Origin of the sequence: Novosphingobium sp. PhB165, from assembly GCF_004341845.1 — a bacterium.
Classification (GTDB): Bacteria; Pseudomonadota; Alphaproteobacteria; order Sphingomonadales; family Sphingomonadaceae; genus Novosphingobium.
Genome location: NZ_SLVB01000018.1, coordinates 1 through 18,641 on the forward strand (window position 1 = coordinate 1; position 18,641 = coordinate 18,641).

At 61.0% G+C, this 18,641-nt stretch carries 14 protein-coding genes; 3 read left to right on the forward strand and 11 right to left on the reverse strand.

Features of this window, described 5'->3' with window-relative positions:
* Positions 1-110: 110 nt before the first annotated feature.
* The gene (locus tag EDF56_RS25265) at positions 111-1,097 is read left to right on the forward strand and encodes a homocysteine S-methyltransferase family protein (RefSeq protein ID WP_132392859.1); all 987 of its coding nucleotides are present in this window, start codon (positions 111-113) and stop codon (positions 1,095-1,097) included.
* Between the two features lie 216 nt (positions 1,098-1,313).
* Here EDF56_RS25265 and EDF56_RS25270 read toward each other — a convergent pair whose 3' ends face one another.
* The 4 genes from EDF56_RS25270 to EDF56_RS25285 form a co-directional block, all read right to left on the reverse strand.
* Entirely contained in the window at positions 1,314-1,793 is a 480-nt protein-coding gene (locus EDF56_RS25270; RefSeq protein ID WP_243652855.1) for a nuclear transport factor 2 family protein, read from the reverse strand.
* A 13-nt stretch (positions 1,794-1,806) separates the two neighbouring features.
* Positions 1,807-2,511 carry a hypothetical protein gene (locus EDF56_RS25275; RefSeq protein WP_132392861.1) on the reverse strand — a complete coding sequence of 235 codons (705 nt, stop codon included), beginning with the start codon at positions 2,509-2,511 and terminating at the stop codon, positions 1,807-1,809.
* Between the two features lie 66 nt (positions 2,512-2,577).
* Positions 2,578-3,624: an LLM class flavin-dependent oxidoreductase gene (locus tag EDF56_RS25280; protein WP_207905111.1), complete on the reverse strand. Its 1,047-nt coding sequence runs from the start codon at positions 3,622-3,624 to the stop codon at positions 2,578-2,580.
* On the reverse strand, positions 3,617-4,735 hold the full coding sequence (locus EDF56_RS25285; RefSeq protein WP_132392863.1) for an alkene reductase: 1,119 nt from the start codon (positions 4,733-4,735) through the stop codon (positions 3,617-3,619). Before EDF56_RS25285 ends, EDF56_RS25280 begins: the two co-directional genes overlap by 8 nt.
* 117 nt (positions 4,736-4,852) lie before the next feature.
* On the opposite strand from EDF56_RS25285, the gene EDF56_RS25290 reads away from it, so the two are divergent.
* Entirely contained in the window at positions 4,853-5,785 is a 933-nt protein-coding gene (locus EDF56_RS25290) for a LysR family transcriptional regulator (RefSeq protein WP_132392865.1), read from the forward strand.
* A 441-nt stretch (positions 5,786-6,226) separates the two neighbouring features.
* Here EDF56_RS25290 and EDF56_RS25295 read toward each other — a convergent pair whose 3' ends face one another.
* From EDF56_RS25295 to EDF56_RS25310, 4 genes are read right to left on the reverse strand one after another with little or no spacing between them, the layout of a single operon-like run.
* Positions 6,227-7,765, reverse strand: a complete 1,539-nt coding sequence (locus tag EDF56_RS25295) for a hypothetical protein (RefSeq protein WP_165912391.1) — start codon at positions 7,763-7,765, stop codon at positions 6,227-6,229.
* Entirely contained in the window at positions 7,762-8,799 is a 1,038-nt protein-coding gene (locus tag EDF56_RS25300; protein ID WP_132392869.1) for an NAD(P)-dependent oxidoreductase, read from the reverse strand. Before EDF56_RS25300 ends, EDF56_RS25295 begins: the two co-directional genes overlap by 4 nt.
* A gap of 43 nt (positions 8,800-8,842) precedes the next feature.
* A complete protein-coding gene (locus EDF56_RS25305; protein ID WP_132392871.1) occupies positions 8,843-9,262 on the reverse strand; it encodes a GtrA family protein in 420 nt (139 codons plus the stop codon).
* The gene (locus tag EDF56_RS25310; protein ID WP_132392873.1) at positions 9,262-10,893 is read right to left on the reverse strand and encodes an NAD(P)/FAD-dependent oxidoreductase; all 1,632 of its coding nucleotides are present in this window, start codon (positions 10,891-10,893) and stop codon (positions 9,262-9,264) included. Before EDF56_RS25310 ends, EDF56_RS25305 begins: the two co-directional genes overlap by 1 nt.
* A 602-nt stretch (positions 10,894-11,495) precedes the next feature.
* Between EDF56_RS25310 and EDF56_RS25315 the strand changes: the two genes are divergently transcribed.
* On the forward strand, positions 11,496-11,957 hold the full coding sequence (locus tag EDF56_RS25315; protein WP_132392875.1) for a hypothetical protein: 462 nt from the start codon (positions 11,496-11,498) through the stop codon (positions 11,955-11,957).
* 1,117 nt (positions 11,958-13,074) lie between these two features.
* On the opposite strand, the gene EDF56_RS25320 is transcribed toward EDF56_RS25315, so the two are convergent.
* The 3 genes from EDF56_RS25320 to EDF56_RS25330 form a co-directional block, all read right to left on the reverse strand.
* A complete protein-coding gene (locus tag EDF56_RS25320) occupies positions 13,075-14,268 on the reverse strand; it encodes an acetyl-CoA C-acyltransferase (RefSeq protein WP_132392919.1) in 1,194 nt (397 codons plus the stop codon).
* An 83-nt stretch (positions 14,269-14,351) separates the two neighbouring features.
* Positions 14,352-17,495, reverse strand: coding sequence for an efflux RND transporter permease subunit (locus EDF56_RS25325; protein ID WP_132392877.1), 3,144 nt, complete (start codon positions 17,493-17,495; stop codon positions 14,352-14,354).
* Positions 17,492-18,592, reverse strand: coding sequence for an efflux RND transporter periplasmic adaptor subunit (locus EDF56_RS25330; protein WP_132392879.1), 1,101 nt, complete (start codon positions 18,590-18,592; stop codon positions 17,492-17,494). The genes EDF56_RS25325 and EDF56_RS25330 overlap by 4 nt, the downstream gene beginning before the upstream one ends.
* Positions 18,593-18,641: the final 49 nt, after the last annotated feature.

Below are 18,641 nucleotides of genomic sequence, written 5' to 3' on the forward strand. Positions count from 1 at the left end.
GTTCCCAGCGCGCTTGAACTGTCGGTTGTTCCATACTTGCCTGAACATGCCCGCAGGCTGCGCCATCGACAACCATTTATGGGTTCACGGCCTAGCTAAAGGAGCCCACCATGGCTGCTGCGACGCTTCATCAGCTCGACCGCCCTTTCCTTACGGACGCTGGTCTTGAAACCGACATCCTCTTTAACAGGGGGATCGACCTGCCCCACTTCGCTTCAATAACGCTACTTCAAACCGATGAGGGGCGACAGGCGCTCGAAGATTACTTCTCTGGTTTTATTGAGCTTGCTCGGCGAATGGACACCGGGCTTATTCTCGAAAGTGCAACGTGGCGAGCAAGCCTCGATTGGGCAGAGCCGCTCGGATTGTCACGAGAGGAGCTCGATGCGCTCAACAATGAGGCCGTCTCCCTGCTAATTTGTCTACGAGAGAAAGCCCCCGCTGGGCTCCCGATCATCATCAGCGGGTGCATCGGTCCGCGCGGTGATGGTTACGATCCTGGCCGCATCATGAGGCCCGAAGAGGCGGAAGCCTATCATTTTCATCAAGCAAAGGTTCTGGTTGCTGCCGGCGCGGACATGCTGTCAGGCATAACCATGACCAACGTCCCCGAAGCAATCGGCTTGGCGCGCGCCGCTCGCAAGTCAGGTGCGTCAGTTGCTATCAGTTTCACAGTCGAGACTGACGGCCACCTCCCGACAGGTGAAGAGCTTCGGGACGCCATCGCTACGGTCGACGAATCTACCGCTTCATACCCTGCCTACTACATGATCAACTGCGCCCACCCGACGCATATTGCTTCCTCGCTCGAGGATGGCGCTGCTTGGACAGAGCGGGTCCGGGGGCTCCGTGCGAACGCATCGCGGTGCACCCACGCTGAACTTGATGCAATGACTGAACTGGACAAGGGGGATCCAGTCGAACTCGCGGAGCTCCATCGACAGTTGAAGGAGGCCTTCCCTCAACTCACAATCCTTGGCGGTTGCTGCGGGACCGATTTGGGCCATGTAACAGCCATCGCAGAGGCATGCTTTTCGCATTGCGCGGTCGTTTGGCCCGCAATTTCGAGTGCCACCGCAAGTCTCAGAGCGGGCTAGGGCGAAAGGCCGCAATGGATGCCTGGCAGCCCGCTTCGGCGGTCGACCCTCGGCCATTCGACTGACAATTTTTGGCCACCAAGTGCAGTCCGTCCGCTTCCTGACGTTGACAAATTCAAGCTCTGGAAAGAGCACATTCAAAAAGCCGATATCGGTCGCTGCCAAGTCGAGAGGGGGAGGACGAGCGAGCTCGAAAACCGGTATCGGTGGTGGAGTTTACGCTTGGCTGTTGCTCTCTGGCGGAGCTTCGGAAGTTGGCCAGACGACATCCAGTCGGGTCTGGGTGATGCGCCAGGCACCGTCAATGCGCCGGTATTCATCGGCATAGAGACCCAGCAGAAGCAGGGGATTGGGATCGGACTTGGAGGCTGTTTCAAAGTCGATGAGATAACACGAGCCGGTTGCACTGTCCGGGCCGGTCAACTCAATCAGGTGGTTGGCGATGGGGTGCATGAAGGGATAGTGGCCCCGCCCGTTGCGATCGAATAGGGTATAGGCATCCTTGAGCCCGGCCTTGATCGCCTCGAGCCCTTCCATCCGCCCCACCGTCACTTCGACCACCGCATCGGCGGCGAACACCCGGTCGAGAGCGTCGATCCGGTTTCCATCGAGAAGATGCGAATAGCGGATACGCAGGTCGCGGATTTCGTCCTTGTCGAGCAGGGCTCGGATCTCGTCTTGCATGGTTTCGTACACCTTGTCGTGAGGCTCAGGTTGGCCCGAGAGGCTGAATCGTGGGGAGGGGTTCGCGAACGTCGTCGCGAACGGCGAGGCGAAGCGACGACGGCGCGGCAGGCGCGCCGCCGATCCAGGAAGCCAAAGCCTCATAGGATCGGCTGCCGTCACGCGCGCTCGTCAAAACGGACAGTGCATGGACGTTCTCACCCATGGCGGATCGCAAGGCGTGGCCATTCAGATCTCCGTCGTCACCAAGGCCGCCCAGTTCGCCGTGCAGGCGCGCGAGGACACGGTTGCTGGCCCAGGACGGCTCGAAGACAGGCCGCGTGTTGGGGATCGTCGGCGTCTTGGCTAGGGCGAGGAACCGCGGTTCGCTGCCAAAGTCGATCCGGGTTTCGTAGCTGATGATCGAGCCGCGAACCCCGCCATCCTGGCCGGGAACCTGATAGCCGACAAGGAAAGCGAGACGCCCGATGTTCGGCGCGATGTCTTCGTAGACCGAATGGACGATATGGTGCGAGCTGACCTCGTCCGAGATCGCTGCGAACCAGGCCCGCAGCGTCAGGTGATCCTGCGCGAAGACGCGCTGTCCGCGGTGGCCCGAGAGGCAGATCTGAGGATGGAAGATCGCGAGGTGGGCTTCCAGATCTCCGCCGGGCGCCTCGAAGAAGGCAAACCATCGGTGCGCGAGATGCAAGGAAATGTGATGGCGAGACTCAGTCTGGATTGTATTCATGACTGCCTTCTTCATTGCCCGAATGGGTTAGAAAGCCACCGGTAAGGGGGACAGCGTGCGCGCGCCTTACGTCTGCAACGCGGCGCTAAGCGACTTCACGGCGTTCGTGCGCGCCGCCTCGGTCGGCATCATCAGGTTGATCATCACCTCGTTCGTCCCATAAGCCTCACCAAGGGAGCGCAGTCTGGCAACGACCTGTTCGCCCGTGCCGGAGATGAGGCGACCTTCGTTACGCGCGCGTGTCGCGATATGCTCGCGCGTCCATACGTGGCCTGCCGTCGTTTCCAGCGAGGGAACGCGGTCGAGCTGCGTGGCGCTTTCCGCGTGCGCGAGCCAGAGATGGAAAGCATTAGCATAACCTTCGGCTTCATCTTGGGTATCGCCCACCGCCACGAAAACGGCCACGATGACCTGTGGCTCGGCGGCGAAGCAGGACGGGCGAAATGCCTCACGATAGACCTTACTCGCTTCGGCGCCCCGGCTAGTGGGGTTAATGAAGTGCGCGAAAGTAAAACCAAGGCCAGCCTCAGCCGCGATGCGGGCAGTAGAACCCGACGCTCCCAGCACGAAAGGCTGGGGCAGGGTCTGTGTTTCCGGCAAGGCCTGGATGCCGGAATAGCGCGATCCGGCCGGATGCGAACCCGTCACGAAGCCGAGCAGATCGACCACTTTCTGTGGATAGGGCAGCGCGCTGGTCTTCTCGTCGTTGAGTGCACCGCTGACGCGTCGGTCGCCGCCCGGCGCCCGGCCGAAGCCGAGATCGATCCGGCCGGGGAACAGAGCTTCGAGAAGTTGGTAGTTCTCCGCGATCTTGAGGCTGCTGTAGTTGGGTAACAGCACGCCGCCCGATCCTATGCGGATGCGCGAGGTTCCCGAGGCGACATGCGACATCAGTATCTCGGGCGAATTGCTGGCCGTGGCCGAAATGCCGTGATGCTCGGACGCCCAATAGCGGTGAAAGCCCTCCTGCTCGGCAAGCTGTGCAAGCCGCAGCGACGCGCTGAAGGCATCGGTGGGGGTGAGGCCTTCATCGACGGGGGCGTAGTCCAGCAGGCTGAGGCGCAGCGACGTGGTGTCGCCGGCCTGCTCCTGGCTAGTGTTTGGTTCAGCCATTTTTACTGGCTTCCTCTTCTTCCCAGGTGGGGTAATCGGTGTAGCCGCGCGCGCCGAGGTCACCGTACCAGGTGGCGCGGTCGGCAGCGTTGGTCGGATGGCCAGCGCGCATGCGCTCGACCAGGTCGGGGTTGGCAATGAACGGGCGGCCGAAGGCGACGAGGTCGAGCTCGCCCGACTGCAGGGCCGCCTCGGCGGTGTCCTTCTCGAAGCCGCCTGCGGCGATCAGGATGCCGGTATAGGTGTTACGGAAATCGCGCGCGCCGTCTTCGGGCATCTTCTCGGCGCCAATCGTCAGCTGGTCGCTGAGATGCACATAGGCAAGGCTGCGCTTCTCGAACTCGCCCGCCAGCGTGACCCAGGTTTCGGCCTCATCTTCGTAGGGCTTCATGCCGAACAGGCGGCCGAACGGCGAGACGCGCACGCCGACCCGGTTGCTGCCGATCTCCGCGCTGATTGCATCGAGCGTTTCGAGCATGAAGCGCAGGCGGTTCTCGATCGAGCCGCCGTAGCGGTCCTCGCGCTTATTGAGCGCGCCGTTGACGAATTGCTCGAAGAGGTAGCCATTGGCGCCGTGGAGCTCGACGCCGTCGAAACCGGCATCAATAGCCATACGCGCCGCGCGTACGAAGTCCTGGGTGATTCGGGCGACTTCCTCAGTCTCAAGAGCGCGCGGGGGGCTGGCCGCGAGGGTCTTGGCGACGCCGTCCTCGTCGCGCCCGAAAGCCCAGACATTCTCGCCCACGCTCGACGAACACGAAACGGGCGACTGTTCCTCGCCCAGGATCGAGGTGTGCGAGACCCGTCCCACATGCCAGAGCTGGGCAAACATGCGGCCACCTTTCGCGTGCACCGCGTCGGTCACACGCCGCCAGCCTGCGGTCTGCTCGCTCGTATAGAGGCCCGGATTGAACAGGTAGCCACAGCCTTCCAGCGAGACCGCGGCCCCTTCGCTGATGATGAGCCCCGCGCCGGCGCGCTGGCTGTAGTACTCCACGGTCAGGTCGTCGGGCACGGTGTCGAGAGCCCGCGCCCGGGTCATCGGCGCCATAACAACGCGGTTACGCAGTTGGAGGCCGGACAAGTCGAAGGGCGCGAAAAGCTTGGTCATGGGAATCCTGGAACGTACGGGTTTGGAATTGGAGCGATGCGTAGGCCTTTAATTAGAGTGGAACTGACGCCTGATAATCCCCTTGCCATTCCACCCAGCCGATCCCACAATTCCCGAATGGACACGCAGGACCGATTTGCCGGACTGATCGAATTCGTTACGACCGCGCGCCAGGGGAGCTTCGCGGCCGCCGCCCGGGAGATGGGTGTCACCGGTTCTGCGGTTGGCAAGAGCATCACGCGCCTGGAGGCGCGCTTGGGGACCAAGTTACTGCACCGGACAACGCGGCGCTTGATCCTGACTGCCGAAGGCCAGCTATACCTCGATGCGTGCCAGAGGATCATCGATGACCTGGAAGGGACCGAACTGGCGATGGCGTCGGGGCGGGACACGCCAGTAGGGACGCTTCATCTCAACCTGCCTGCCGCGTTCGGCCGCAAGCACGTGATGCCGATCCTGTTGGATCTCACGGCCCGGTACCGCCACCTCGACCTCTCGGTCATGTTCACCGAGCGCACGGCCAACGTCATCGACGAGGGCATCGACCTCGCCGTGCGCATCGGCGCGCTCGGCAACGACGCGGACCTGACCGCGCGGCGGCTCGGCACCCAGCAGCTTCTGATCTGTGCTTCCCCGGATTACCTTGCCCGCCATGGCGCGCCGTCAACTCCGGAGGAATTGACACAGCGTGATTGCATCATCGGTTGGAGGCGCGTTCCCCGCCCGATCTGGTTGCTGAAGGATGGGGCCGGTGGCGAGATCGCTCAGGAAGTGAAGGTACGCCATGAATTCAGCGACGGCGAAGCGATCGTCGCGGCCGTTCTGGCGGGAGAAGGCCTATCCCAGCTCCCGACCTGGTTGATCGACAAGGAGCTCGCTTCAGGCGCTCTTGTGCCGGTGCTGGAGGAATTTGCCGGCGCACAAATGCCGATCCACCTCGTCTGGCCCAGCTCCCGCTATGAGCAGCCGCGCCTGCGCATCGTGATCGACGCCCTAGCTGCCGCGGCGCAAGCGCCGGGATCGTGCTTTACGCCAGAAACGCCTTCCTAAAGACTGATGCTTCCAGAAATTGACAAGGATCGTTTTGTTGCGGCTCACGACCCTTTGTCGCCGTTCAACAGCCAATTTCGCGCTCCCAGGTGCGGTCGATCCGTTTTCCCAATTTGAACGCTCAAGACTGGCCATGAAGAGACCGGCGGCTTCTCGAATTATGAAAAGGAAAGGGGCAATTCAGAAAGCCTGAGATTCGTAAATTGATGTCTTTGAAAGACCCATGCTCACTGATCGGATTAATCGGCACCCCATCCACGAAAAGTTGTTGGCAACTATCGTACAGACGCTTTCCAGTGCGAAAGCACGTCAAGTTTCCTGAACTTCTCAGTGACAACTGCATAAGTATGCATCTCATCGAATTCGAGCTGGCGAAGGCGTAGGCCGGTTCCAAGGTTCTGCCCAAGATCGACGCCCAGAGGCTTACCTGAATTCAATGGTTCAGACACAGGGGCGATGCTGCAGGATCAGCAGATCATCGCTGGCGAAGCGCCATCCACGCCAGTGCAATTCGCCGGCAAGGGCTTTGTCGACAGCATAGCCGTTTTGGCAGGCTATTTCGATCATGGCTGCCCGATCCGCCGTAAGTGCGGGAGCGGAGGCGACGATCATGTCCGGATTCTGCCGAAGAAGTTCGCGCCACATCGTTTCGCTGCCGAACGGGTCCCACGTTTCGTCCCGGCGCCATACGATGTAGGCCGGGGTTACGGATCCATTGTGGTAATTCGCAAAGGGGTTGCTGGGGAGCCAGGGCTGCGCGGAGAAAGCGAGATAGCCATAAGCGGCGATCCGCACCTGTGGCGACGCCTCACGGACCTCAGCCATGATCTGGGCGGCCTCCCGGCCGGGTGAAAAGACATGCGTGCGGTCCCAAAGGCCGGTCGCACCGGCCTGTGCCGCCTGTATCACAAAGACTGTGGCAAGCGCGATCGAGGCGTCCCGATGCACCGAGCCTTTGCCTTCAGGCCAGTTGATCCACACTCCGAAGAGCATGAAGAGAAACAACAGGCCGCCGTGCCAGAGGCTGGCGTAAGTCGTGACGGAAAAGATCAGGACTGCCGCCAACGGCGTGAACCCGGCCGCCACGTACCGGCCGCGCAGGATGAGTTGCAGAAGCGACAGGAATGCCGCAATCGAAAGCGCAAGCCCGGCGGCCGCGTCCAGCCCCCCTGGGCGCGCGGTGGAGAATACGAGTATCCGATCGATGAAGGCGGCGCGCAGGATTTCGGTGAATGTACCTAGGATATTGGAATGCTCAGCCCGGATGTAGTAGTTGTCGGCCGGTTGCCACGCCGTTGCCAGCGCGCAGAGCCCCATAAATGCGGTCACAGCGAGTGCGCCGGCCACATGCCATGTGGGGAGCCGTTTCCGGCGCCAGGACCGCCATGACGCCTGCCATGCCCATTCCACGCCCAAGGCCCCCGCAGCAACGAAGCCATGCGCATTGAGATTGGCGATAAGGCCAAGCACGAATGCATATCTCCATGGCTTCTCGAAGCGTCCCGGGAAGAAGCAGGCAGCAAGCGGCACCAGCAGCAGATCCGCTGCATAGCTGCGGGCTACGGCGGCAAATTGATAGGCGAAGAAATAGGAGCAGATCGCGCCCGTGCGCAGCCAGCGTGGGAAAGGGGCTTTTGTCAGGATTAAAGCGGCGCCGGCCACCGCGAATGAGCCCGAGATCAGGAAAAGCAGCGAGTAAGGTAGCCCGCAGCGGATCGCGGTCCAGAGGATCAGGTGCCAGAGGCCTGGCGATCCTTCGTAGCGAACGCGCTCGACGAGAAGCTGATAAGGTGTGCTGTCCCGTGCCAGCAGCCACGCTTGCGCCTCGTCGAACCAGGCTTCGTGAGACGAGCCGATCCAGAACGTCCAACCGGCGAACAGAGCCAGAGTAAGCAGTGTCCAGGCAAAATCCGCTGTGGCGGCCGATGCAGTGATGGTGCTGACGGGCGCGTTATCCCGCATCGTGGCTCCGGCGGTCACGACAGTGCCTTGAGCAGCCGGATCACGCCCATCCGGGTCGCTTGCCGATGGGCCGAAACATCCTTGCGCGCAGTGATTTCCGCGCGGTTCGTGTGGTAATAGCGATAGGCTTTCGACAGCATTTCGCCGTTGGTCAACGTAGGTTTCCAGCCAAGCACGTGCTTTATGCGGGTCGTATCGAAGACAAAGGAACTGGCGATCATTCGGTAGTGATAAGGCCCGAGAGGCGAGATTCGCAGGGCGTGGGCGACTTTCATCGCCGCAATCATCGGCACCTTGGGTAGAGCCAGCAGGCGCGAAGGGCTGGCAGCTTCGTCGATCACCTGCTGGAACGCACCGGCAAGACTGGGCACCGCATCGGAGCCGATGCCGAACAGGTGGGAACCCTCGACATGGGCGGCGCGCAGCATCGCGTCGATAAGGTCGGCCGCATAGATGAATTGATAGCGATTATCGCCCTTGCCTACGAGCGGGATGCGATTGCCGTCGGCAATGAATTCGAAAAGGATCGCAAGAAGGCCCAGCCGCCCTTCGTCGATAATGGTCGGGCAGCGGATGGTCACTGTATCGAAGGCATTTCCGAAACGGGCGAGGGTCTGTTCTCCCATCAGCTTGGTAATGCCGTAAGGCTCGCAAGGCGCGGGCGGTTCGCTTTCGTCGACCGGATGATCGAAGCCCCGGCTCCACAGGCAGTTGCTCGAAAGAAATACGATCTTTCGAACGCCCTTTTCCGCGCAGGCTCCTGCAAGGCTTTCGGTGCCATCGACATTGTGGCTCATCAGTTCGGCTTCAGTGATCGAGCCATGGGCCAGCAGGGCGGCGCAATGGAACACTGCCAGCGGGGTTTCTCCTTCGAATGCGGTATCCAGTGCCGTACGCTCGCGAATGTCCCCGACTACTGTGGTCAGCCGTGGATGGGCGATGGTGGAGGGAAGCAGGTCGATGCTGGCTACGCTGTGTCCGCCATCCAGCAGCTTTCGCACCAGAAGGCTACCTAGAAAGCCCGAACCTCCGGTGACGAGATAATCGGCCATTTGGGAAATCCTGTCGTTCGCTGGGTGGTTCGCCGGTTGCCTGTCAGGCGAACGCGGCGGTTCGGCGGAACACGATCCGTCGCCGGATCAACCAGTTGGTGAAGAAGCTCAGCCCGATGGCCACGGTCTTGGTGGCGGCAAGATGAAGGCCCAACTCAGCCCCCGCGCCGACCACCATCGTGGTGATGGCAAGGCCTGCGAAGGCGGACAGCACGAACAGAGCCTTTTGCCGCATGCGTGCGGTTCCTTTGAGGGCGACACCTTCCGCGAAGACGGCGCGGCTGGCGATCAGCCAATGCGCGACGATCCCCAGCGAATATCCGGCCGCCGATGCCGGTGCCGCGGGCAGGGCGAGCCTGACCAGCAGCCAGAAGCATCCGATGTCCACTCCGAGTGCGAGTGCGCTTGCCGTGACGTAGCGCAGAAATGTGTCGCGCGTCAGGCGTGCGATAAGAGCCCGCATCAGGCCGCCTCGCGCTTGCTGCCACCTTCGCTGGATCCGGCGATGCGCGCGGGCACCTCGCGGACCGATGCGAGCGCGGCGGCCTGATCCGGCGTTGGCGCGCGCGATCCGGGGGCGGCGGGCAGGGCCTTGGTTTCGCCTTCGTCCCCGGCCTCGTGGTATTCGGCGTCCTCGTTGACGCACCAGGTGTCGTAGATGCGCTCGCCGGCGAGGATGTTCTCGACCGTGAGCATCGCGGTCATCATCGCGTGGTCCTGGTTGTTATAGCGATGCATGCCGTTGCGGCCGACCAGATGGAGCGAGGGATGGCGCGCTTCCAGTTCTTCGCGCATCGCGGCGACATTGGCGGCATAGTCTTCGTCATAGACCGGGTAGGCCTTTTCCTGACGGACCACGAAGCCGCCGGTCACCTCGTCGGCGCGGCACAGGCCCAGCGTGACCATCTCGCGCGTGGCAAGGGCGACGAGATCGTCGTCCGCCATTGACCACAGGCCGTCGCCTTCGAAGCAGAAGTATTCGAGGCCGACGCAAGCCATCTCGTCGTCGGGCACCATTTCCGGCGACCACGAGCGGAAGTTCTGGATGCGGCCGACTTTCACCTTGCTGTCATGGATGTAGATCCAGTTGTCCGGGAACAGGTCGTCGGCGCGGATCTTGAGAGCGACAGTCAGGAAGTCCCGGTATTTCAGCTCGCTGGCTTGCAGAGTGGTCTGCGGAAGCGGATGCAGGCGTGCGGCCAGTTCACGCATCGGCGCGGAGCTGATCGCATGCGCGGCGCGAATGGTCACGTCGCCCTCGCCGGAATCGGCGGTGAGGCGCCAGCCGCCCTGACCGTCGCTGGCGAGCTGGCGCAAGGCGTGGCCCATCAGGACTTCGCCCTTGCCGCTCTCGACGATCCGGTCGCGCGCGGCTTCCCACATCATGCCGGGGCCGAGGCGCGGATAACGGAAGGTTTCGAGCAGGGTCTTCACCGCCTGCCCGTCGTTCGGGCGCTTGTTGAGGCCAAGGCTGCGCCGGAGGCCGTCCGTCACCGCGCCCCAGAGCGAGAGGCCCTTGATGCGCTGGGCGGCCCAGTCGGCGCTCATCTCGTCGCAGGGCATGCCCCAGACCTTCTCGGTATAAGTCTTGAAGAAGATCGAATAGAGCTTCCAGCCGAACTGGTTTGTGGTCCAGTCCTCGAAGCTTTTCACGGTGCGGCGGGGGAACAACTGGGCCTTGGCGAAGCTCGCCATGCACAGCGTGGAACGCCAGATGCCAAGGTTCCACAGCGCTTCGAAGGCGCGCAGCGGGTAGGAGTAGAACTTGCCCTCGTAATAGATGCGGCTCATCCGCGGACGCTGGATGAAATCGTCGGGCAGGATCTCGTTCCACAGGTCGACGACCTGCTGGCTCTTGGAGAAGAAGCGGTGGCCGCCGATGTCGAAGCGGTAGCCCTCATGCTCTACGGTGCGGCTGATGCCGCCGACGTAATGGGGGTCTTTCTCGACAATGGCGACAGTGAGGCCGGCTTTGGTGAGCAGATAGGCCGCGGTCAGGCCTGCCGGCCCGGCTCCGATGATGGCAACATCGACGGCGATCTCGCCCGCCGGAGTCTTCGGTGTGCCGCCTGAGTTCTTGGTTGAAAGCGTCATCGCATGTCCCCCCGTTGAAACACGCAGAGGGATGAAAGAAATTGGTTTATAGATGGTTAAGCTGATTCCCATGGCCGATGATGTCGACCGAATGACGTGGCCTAATCGCTGGACCGCAATTTGCCTTGGTATCTGATCAGGATCTTGAAATCTTCAGGCCGTTCAAGAAGATGGCCGGCGCCTGATAAGATGGAACGTGCTCGGGATTGGAATACGGCCCTGATATCGGCTTCTGGGATCGTGAGAGTAATTGCTGAGAGTCCGGAATGAGGAGCATTGCGGCCAGCGAACTGCCTGCGAGCTGCATTCCGGGAGCGTCTGTTTTATCGGGCATTACGCGCAGAACCGGACCTGACACAAAGTCCCATCGCCGGCCGTTCGCCGTGGCAGACTTCTCGGTGAGTGAATGGCCGCTTCAGAGATGCTCAGAGGAGGCGCTGAACGACTGCTCAGTCGGCGGCTACGGATGAGGCGCAAGGCAGGGCGCTTTGTCAGCTTCGCCGACAAAGCGGAATGGCAGATTTTCAGGATTTTAATCCGAAAGCCGGCTATCCGGATCCGCCGACATTGCTGCCGTCGGCAGCATATGTCATCATCTGGCAATGAGGATCATTTCGATAGCTATACTTTTAGTGCTCGGCGGCTGCGACCAGCAAAGTCAGCGCATTTGGAACTGCTCCTCCAAGCCAATAAATATTACAAAATTACTAGATAATGGTTGTCAATATAATGATGTGATCAAGGTTCGAAGCTATCTCGTTTCGATGCATGGTGGTGTACAAATTATTGCACTCGAAGTTGGCGATAAGGGTAATCGGCACATCATTTGGTCGCGGGAACAATCTCGATTAGACTTTTCCTCTTCTGCCGATGATGCTTGCGGAAAAAATTGGATGGGGTCGCTGGCGAGCAGCTTTACGACCGCTAACCCAACATTTCTGCCATTCAGCGCGCTCTGGAACTCCCCAATAGCTGCCCATTGTTCAGGAAGAAGATTGTCTTTGCGGCATGGCAACGCAGACCATCCGCTTTCGGGATCGTTAAAGTGGCTTCCGAATGACTGAATTCGGCCAGTCTTGGGTATTTAGAATGGAAAAGCGGACGAGCCGCACCTAGGAACGGAAAATCAGCGGCTGGACGGCCGCAATGGGCGCGTCTCGGTCGATTCCGGAGTCGTCGTAGCCGTCCGGCGAGACCGAGGCGCGCTGATCAGGTGGCGATTGGGCATCGTGTGAGCTGCCGGGTTCAGGGCAGCAGCTGGTCGAGTTGAAGGGCTGGCCAAGCGGTATCACGTTGCTTGAGGTTTTGTACGATCTCGCTGTAACAAGATCGGCCAACTCGATGCCAGTTAGTCATGTTGACAAAAGGGATTGAACAAACGCGTCTCCCGCGTCAGCGGGGCGGTTCAATCCCAAAAATCATATTCTGCCAATGTAGTGCTAGGAAAAGTGCACGTATGAAACGTGCGCGGATGCGGAACGAATCCTATGCGTGAAGCCAAGTTGAAAAAAGTCTGTCCCGTCGAATGGCAGATTCGACAATGTGCTCTTCTGAGTCTAGGATTTGCGCCGATCAGGACATGGCGCATTCACAAATGACATATCATTAACTTGTGTATCTCTATATTTCCCACGGGTTGGGGGACCACCTGTAGTTGCCAAGATAAGGCACTTATCATTTCTCGTAAATGTCATTCCGCAGTAACCGGGAAAGACTCCGCTGCAGTCATCTAGTTATGGGAACTGTTTGCAAATAGTTTTATCGTATAGGCCTTCGCAACTGCCTAGCCCCGGACTCCACCCTTAGGAAAGTATTCGTCGTCTAGCAATAAGATAATCTCTATAGATAATTTTCGACCTAAGGGGTTGATGATTTGATGATTTGATGATCTTGCCGGCTCTTTCGACACCGCAGGCGCGTGCATTGTCGAAAAGAATGCGGCGCAGGCAGTGATCAGCATGATTTTTAATTTATTGGCGATGCATTCAACTTTTACTGCGTTCAAGAGCAACCTGTGTCAAAAACGATCGAAGCGCTTCGGTCGCTCGAACATTAGCATGATTTGCGCTGCTTTCTCGATACGATCTGTGCCCGTCAGATACAACTCCCAGGTAATCTCGGAAGCCGAGGTTGACCATGGCGTCGGAGGAACCTTCCTTGAAGCCCGTAAGCGCCATCTTTTCAGGCTTCCGGCAATTCGATCGCAATGGCTGTGGCTTCGCCACCGCCGATGCAGAGTGACGCGATTCCGCGCTTGAGCCCTTTCGCCTGAAGCGCAAACAGGAGCGTGACGATAAGTCGAGCGCCTGTTGCTCCGATGGGGTGACCGAGTGCGCAGGCGCCGCCATTCACGTTCAGTTTGGCAAGATCGATGCCGAGCTCCTTGGCAGCAGCCATGGGCACGACCGCGAACGCCTCGTTGATTTCGAAAAGGTCGACATCGCCTATTTGCCAGCCGACCTTTGTGAGCAGCTTGCGGATCGAGGGTGCGGGAGCCGTGGTATACCAGGCGGGCTCCTGCGAATGTGCGGCATGCCCTCTGATTTCGGCAAGAACCCGGATGCCGCGTCGTTCGGCCTCGGATTTGCGCATAAGCAACAGGGCAGCGGCTCCGTCGGCGTTCGCCGATGCACTGGCTGCCGTGATGGTACCGTCCTTGCGAAATGCGGGCTTCAGGGTCGGTATTCTCTCCGGCGAGACCTTTAGCGGATGCTCGTCGTTTTCGATCAGAACCGGGCCGCCCTTTGCGGGCACCTCAACCGCGACAATCTCGGCCTCGAACGCACCGCTCTCCACCGCAGCGCGCGCCCGGGTCAGCGTCATGGTCGCATATGCGTCCTGGTCTTCTCGCGTGAATTGACAGGCACCGGCGGCTGCTTCGCCAAAATCGCCCATCGGCCGGCCATGTTCGTAGGCGTCTTCCAGGCCGTCGAGCATCATGTGATCGAAAATCTGGTTGTGCCCAACGCTATAACCACTGCGCGCTCTTTCGAGCAGGTACGGGGCATTGGACATCGATTCCATGCCGCCTGAGATGGCGACTGTGGCGGATCCGGCGAGGATCAGATCGTGAGCGAGCATGGTCGCCTTCATCCCCGACCCGCACACCTTGTTGACGGTCGTGGCACCGGTTCCATCGGGCAGGCCCGCCGCACGTGCCGCCTGCCGCGCTGGAGCTTGGCCCTGTCCGGCGGGCAGGACGCAGCCCATGAGGACTTCGTCAATTTCATCCGGGCTTATGCCGGCCCTGGCGACGACCGCGCGAATGGCGTGGCTGCCGAGCGTTGCGGCCGGTATGGCCGCCAATTCGCCCAGGAAGCGCCCTAGCGGAGTTCGCGCAGCAGCGACGATAACAACGGGATCGGAAGTGTGCATCATTGGGCCTTTCCAATTTCAAAAATCGAGAGATGGGCTGGGGAAGTGCGGCGGCCCGGATGTCTGCGGACCGCCGCGCCCCGTCACACCGTGAGCAGTTCGCCTGCTTCTGCCGTGTGATCCATGTGCGGAACTGCACTGCGATCCTCGTCCTGGGGCGGACGGATCTTGAACCAGAGCGCGTAGAGCGCCGGGAGGAAGACGAGGGTGAGGATCGTCCCGCCCAGTGTGCCTCCGATCAGCGTGTAGGCTAGCGATCCCCAGAACACCGAGAAGGTGAGCGGAATGAAGGCCAGGACTGCAGCCAGGGCGGTGAGGACCACCGGACGAGCTCGCTGAACGGTGGCTTCCACGACTGCATGATAGGGGCTGTAGCCGTCATGCTCGTTGGCGTGGATCTGGCCGATCAGGATCAGCGTGTTGCGCATGATGATCCCTGCCAAGGCGATCACGCCGAGGATGGTGTTGAACCCGAACGGCTGCCCGAAGATGAGCAGGATCGGCACCACGCCTACCAGCGCCAGTGGTGCGGTCAGAAGCACCATCGCCATCGCCGACATCGAGCGCACCTGGAAGATAATGACCAGCATCATCAGTACCAGCATCATCGGGAAGACCGCGGCCAAAGCGACGTTGGCCTTGCCGGATTCCTCGAGCGAACCACCTGTTTCGATCCGATAGCCGTCGGGGAGCGTCTTCACCAGCGGCTGCATCTCCTTGATGATCTGATTGGCGACATCAGGGGGCTGCAATGCGTCGTCGATATCACCCTGCACCGTGATGCTGGTCAGGCGGTCGCGGCGATGCATGATCGGATTTTCCTCGCGGATTTCGGAGCGTCCGATCTGGTCGAGCGGTACGCGCTGCCCGTTCGCACCTTGCAGTGTGAAAGCGTGCAGCTTTGCCGGATCGAGACGATCAGGACCTGCGGTGCGGGCCACGACGTCGACCTGACGAATGTCCTCGCGGACCTGGGTGACCGGCGCGCCGGTCAGCAGGAATTGCAGCTGTTCGGCGGCATCGTGCGAGGACAGGCCGATCGCATGCAGGCGATCCTGGTCCAGGACGAAGTGGACGGTCGGGACACGTTCGCCCCAGTCCGTGTTTACCTGCCGCATGCCCTTGTTGGCGAGCATTACGGTGCGCAGCTTTTCGGCGATCTCCCGCGTCTTGCCCTCATCCGGACCCATTACGCGGAACGAGATGGGGAAGTGCGAATAGGGGCCGAAAACGAGCTTGGTGACGCGGATGCGAGCCGCGGGAGACAGTCCCTTCGCGGCAGCCTGACGGGCTTTGCCGATCAGGGTTTCGCGTTCCTTCTCGCTGCCGGTGAGGATGATCACCTTGGCGAAGGAAGGATCGGGCAGCTCGGGCGCCATGGCGAGATAGAAGCGGGGCGCGCCCTGGCCGATGTAGCTGGTCACCAGCTTGGCTTCGGGCTGCTTCTTGAGCCATGCCTCGGTCTGCGCGACCGCCTTGTCGGTTGCGTTGATGCTCGTTCCCTCGGGCATCTGCACTTCGAGCAGCACTTCGGGGCGATCCGAGGTGGGGAAGAATTGTTGCTTGACGAAACCAAGGAAGAAGAAGGCCACGAGGAAGATCGCGACGACGGCGAGCACCACCTTCTTCTTGTTGACCACGGCGCCCGCGATCACGCGGCGCAGCTTCTGGTAGTTGGGCGTTCCGTAGATCGCCGTGTGACCGCCCTCGATCGGCTTGATGGCCGGGAGCAGCTTGACGCCGAGATAAGGCGTGAAAGCACCTGCCACGAACCAGGAGGTCAGCAGCGCGAACATCACGACCCAGAAAATGTTGCCGGCATATTCACCGGCAGTCGAGGCGGCAAAGCCGACCGGCATTAAGCCGATCGAGGTGACGAGCGCTCCGGCAAGCCGGGGCGCGGCCGTTGTCAGCCAGGCGCGACCCGAGGCGAACACACGGTCATGACCCTCTTCCATGCTCACGACCATCGTCTCGATCACGATGATGGCGTCGTCGACGAGTAGGCCGAGCGCAAGAATGAGGGCGCCAAGGGTGATGCGATCAAAATCGCGTCCCGTGGCAAGCATGATTACGAAAACTGCGGCAAGAGTAAGCGGGACAGCGGCAGCAACGACGATGCCGACGCGCCAGCCCAGGCTCAGAAGACTCACCGTGATGACCACGGCCAGCGCAACGAAGAATTTGAGCATGAACTCGTCATAGGCTTCGCTGATGTTCACCGCCTGATCGGTGACCTTCGAGAAGCTCACGCCCGCCGGCAAGGCTGCCTGGATCTTCGAGGCTTCCGCTTCGAGTGCCTTGCCGAGGACCAGACCGTTATACCGGTCCTTCATGACAACGCCGAGCAGCAGCGCGGGCTCTCCCTGATTGCGGATCAGAAACGTGGCAGGGTCCTCATAGCCGCGCCGTACCTGTGCGATATCGGAGAGCTTGATGGTCTTGCCGCCTGCGGTGATCGGGGTGTCTTTGATTTTTTGCAGGTTATCGAAGCTGCCGTCGAGACGGACCAGAACACTAGGGCCATGCGTCTCGATGGAGCCGCCGGGCGTGACGACATTCTGGTCATTCAACGCGCCGAAGATCTGGCGAACCGAAAGGCCGAGACTGGCGATTTTTTCATAGGTGAATTCGACGAAGATCTTCTCTGGGCGCTCACCCACGATGTTGACCTTCTTGACGCCGGGGATCTGCAGGATCTGCTGGCGCAGCGCCTCCGCTTGACGCACGAGCAGGCGCTCCGGAACGCCCTTGGACTTAAGCGCGTAGAGGCCGAACGTGACGTCGGAATATTCGTCGTTGATAAAGGGACCGTAAGCCCCCTGAGGAAGCTTCAGGGCTTCATCGCCAAGCTTCTTGCGAGCCTGGTAGAATTCTTCCTGAACCGCGTTTGGAGGGGTGTTATCCTTCAGTGTGACAGTGGTGAAGGCGAGGCCGGGGCGAGTGAAGGTTTCGGTACGGTCGTACCACTTCAGCTCCTGCATCCGCTTTTCGAGCGGCTCGGCGACCTGCTCCTGCATTTCCTTCGCGGTGGCGCCGGGCCAGACCGTATAGAAGGTCATGACCTTGATGGTGAAGCTGGGGTCTTCCGCGCGGCCGAGCTTGTTGAACGCGAAGAAACCCGAGATCACGATGATGATGATGAGGAAGAGCGTGATCGACTGCTCTTTCACGGCGAGAGCGGAAAGGTTGAAGCCTGACCGCTGATGCTGGATCGGGGCGTTCATTGCGAGGCCGCCAGCTTGGTGTTCGAAAGGGTGACCGCTTGACCTTCATGCAGGACATGGGCGCCAAGGGCCACGAAGCGTTCGCCGCCGGCAAGGCCGCCGGAGATCGTCGCCATCTCTTCACCGAGCGCGACGACTCTGACCGGGCTCCAGTGAACGGTGAGCTTGTCTCCCGAGTCGTTGATCTTCCAGACGCCCGGGCCATGGCCGTTATCGTAGATTGCGCTGAGCGGGATCTGCGCGCCCGAAGCGATCTGGCTGGAATCCGGCACCGAGATGCTGACGGTTGCGCCGAGCGGCGCTTGAGCAGCGCTCCCCTCAAGCACATAGCGCGCATCGAAGGTGCGGGTCTGCGGATCGGCCGCACCGGACAACTGGCGCAGGCGCGCAGATCCGCTCTGATCGTGGGTGCCGTAGAGCGATGCCCTGGCTTGTGAGCCAATCCCTGGCCGGATTGTCTCCGGCAGGCTGATCGTCGCCTCGCGCGGCCCTGCATGGGCAAGGCGAACCACGATTTGGCCCGCTGCGACCACTTGTCCCGGTTCCGCCAGTGTCTCGACGACGACGCCGTCAGAGTCGGCGACGATTACCGAGTAGCTGGCTTCGTTACGCGCGACCCCCGCCTGAGCCAGCGCTGCAGCAAGCTGTGCCCTGGCAGCATCCGCATCGGCCTTGGCCTGATCGTAACGAGAGGCCGAAACGGCGCCGGCGGACACGAGATCGCGATAGCGCTTCTCGTCTGCTGCCGTCTGCTGTGCGCGGGCCCGGGCCGCATCGACAGTGTTGTTGGCAGCCGTTGCCCCGAACGCATAATCGGTCCGGTCGATGCGCATCAATGGCTGGCCTCTGCGGACCGTCTGGCCGGTATCGACCAGACGCTCGATCACCTTGCCCGGCACACGGAACCCGATGTCGCTTTGGACGCGGGCCGAGACGATGCCGGAGAAGGTCCGAACAGCTGCGCTGCTGCCCGAGGTGGTGGTGACTTCGACCAGCGCGGGACCGGTGCGGGGGTCAGGGGCCTCATGTGAGCAGGAGGCCAAGGCCATGGCCAATGGCCCGGCAAGATAGAGAGTGCGAACGGACGGCTTGTGCATGGTTACCTCCCAGGGAGGCACCATAGATGTTGTCCAGTGACCAGTTTGT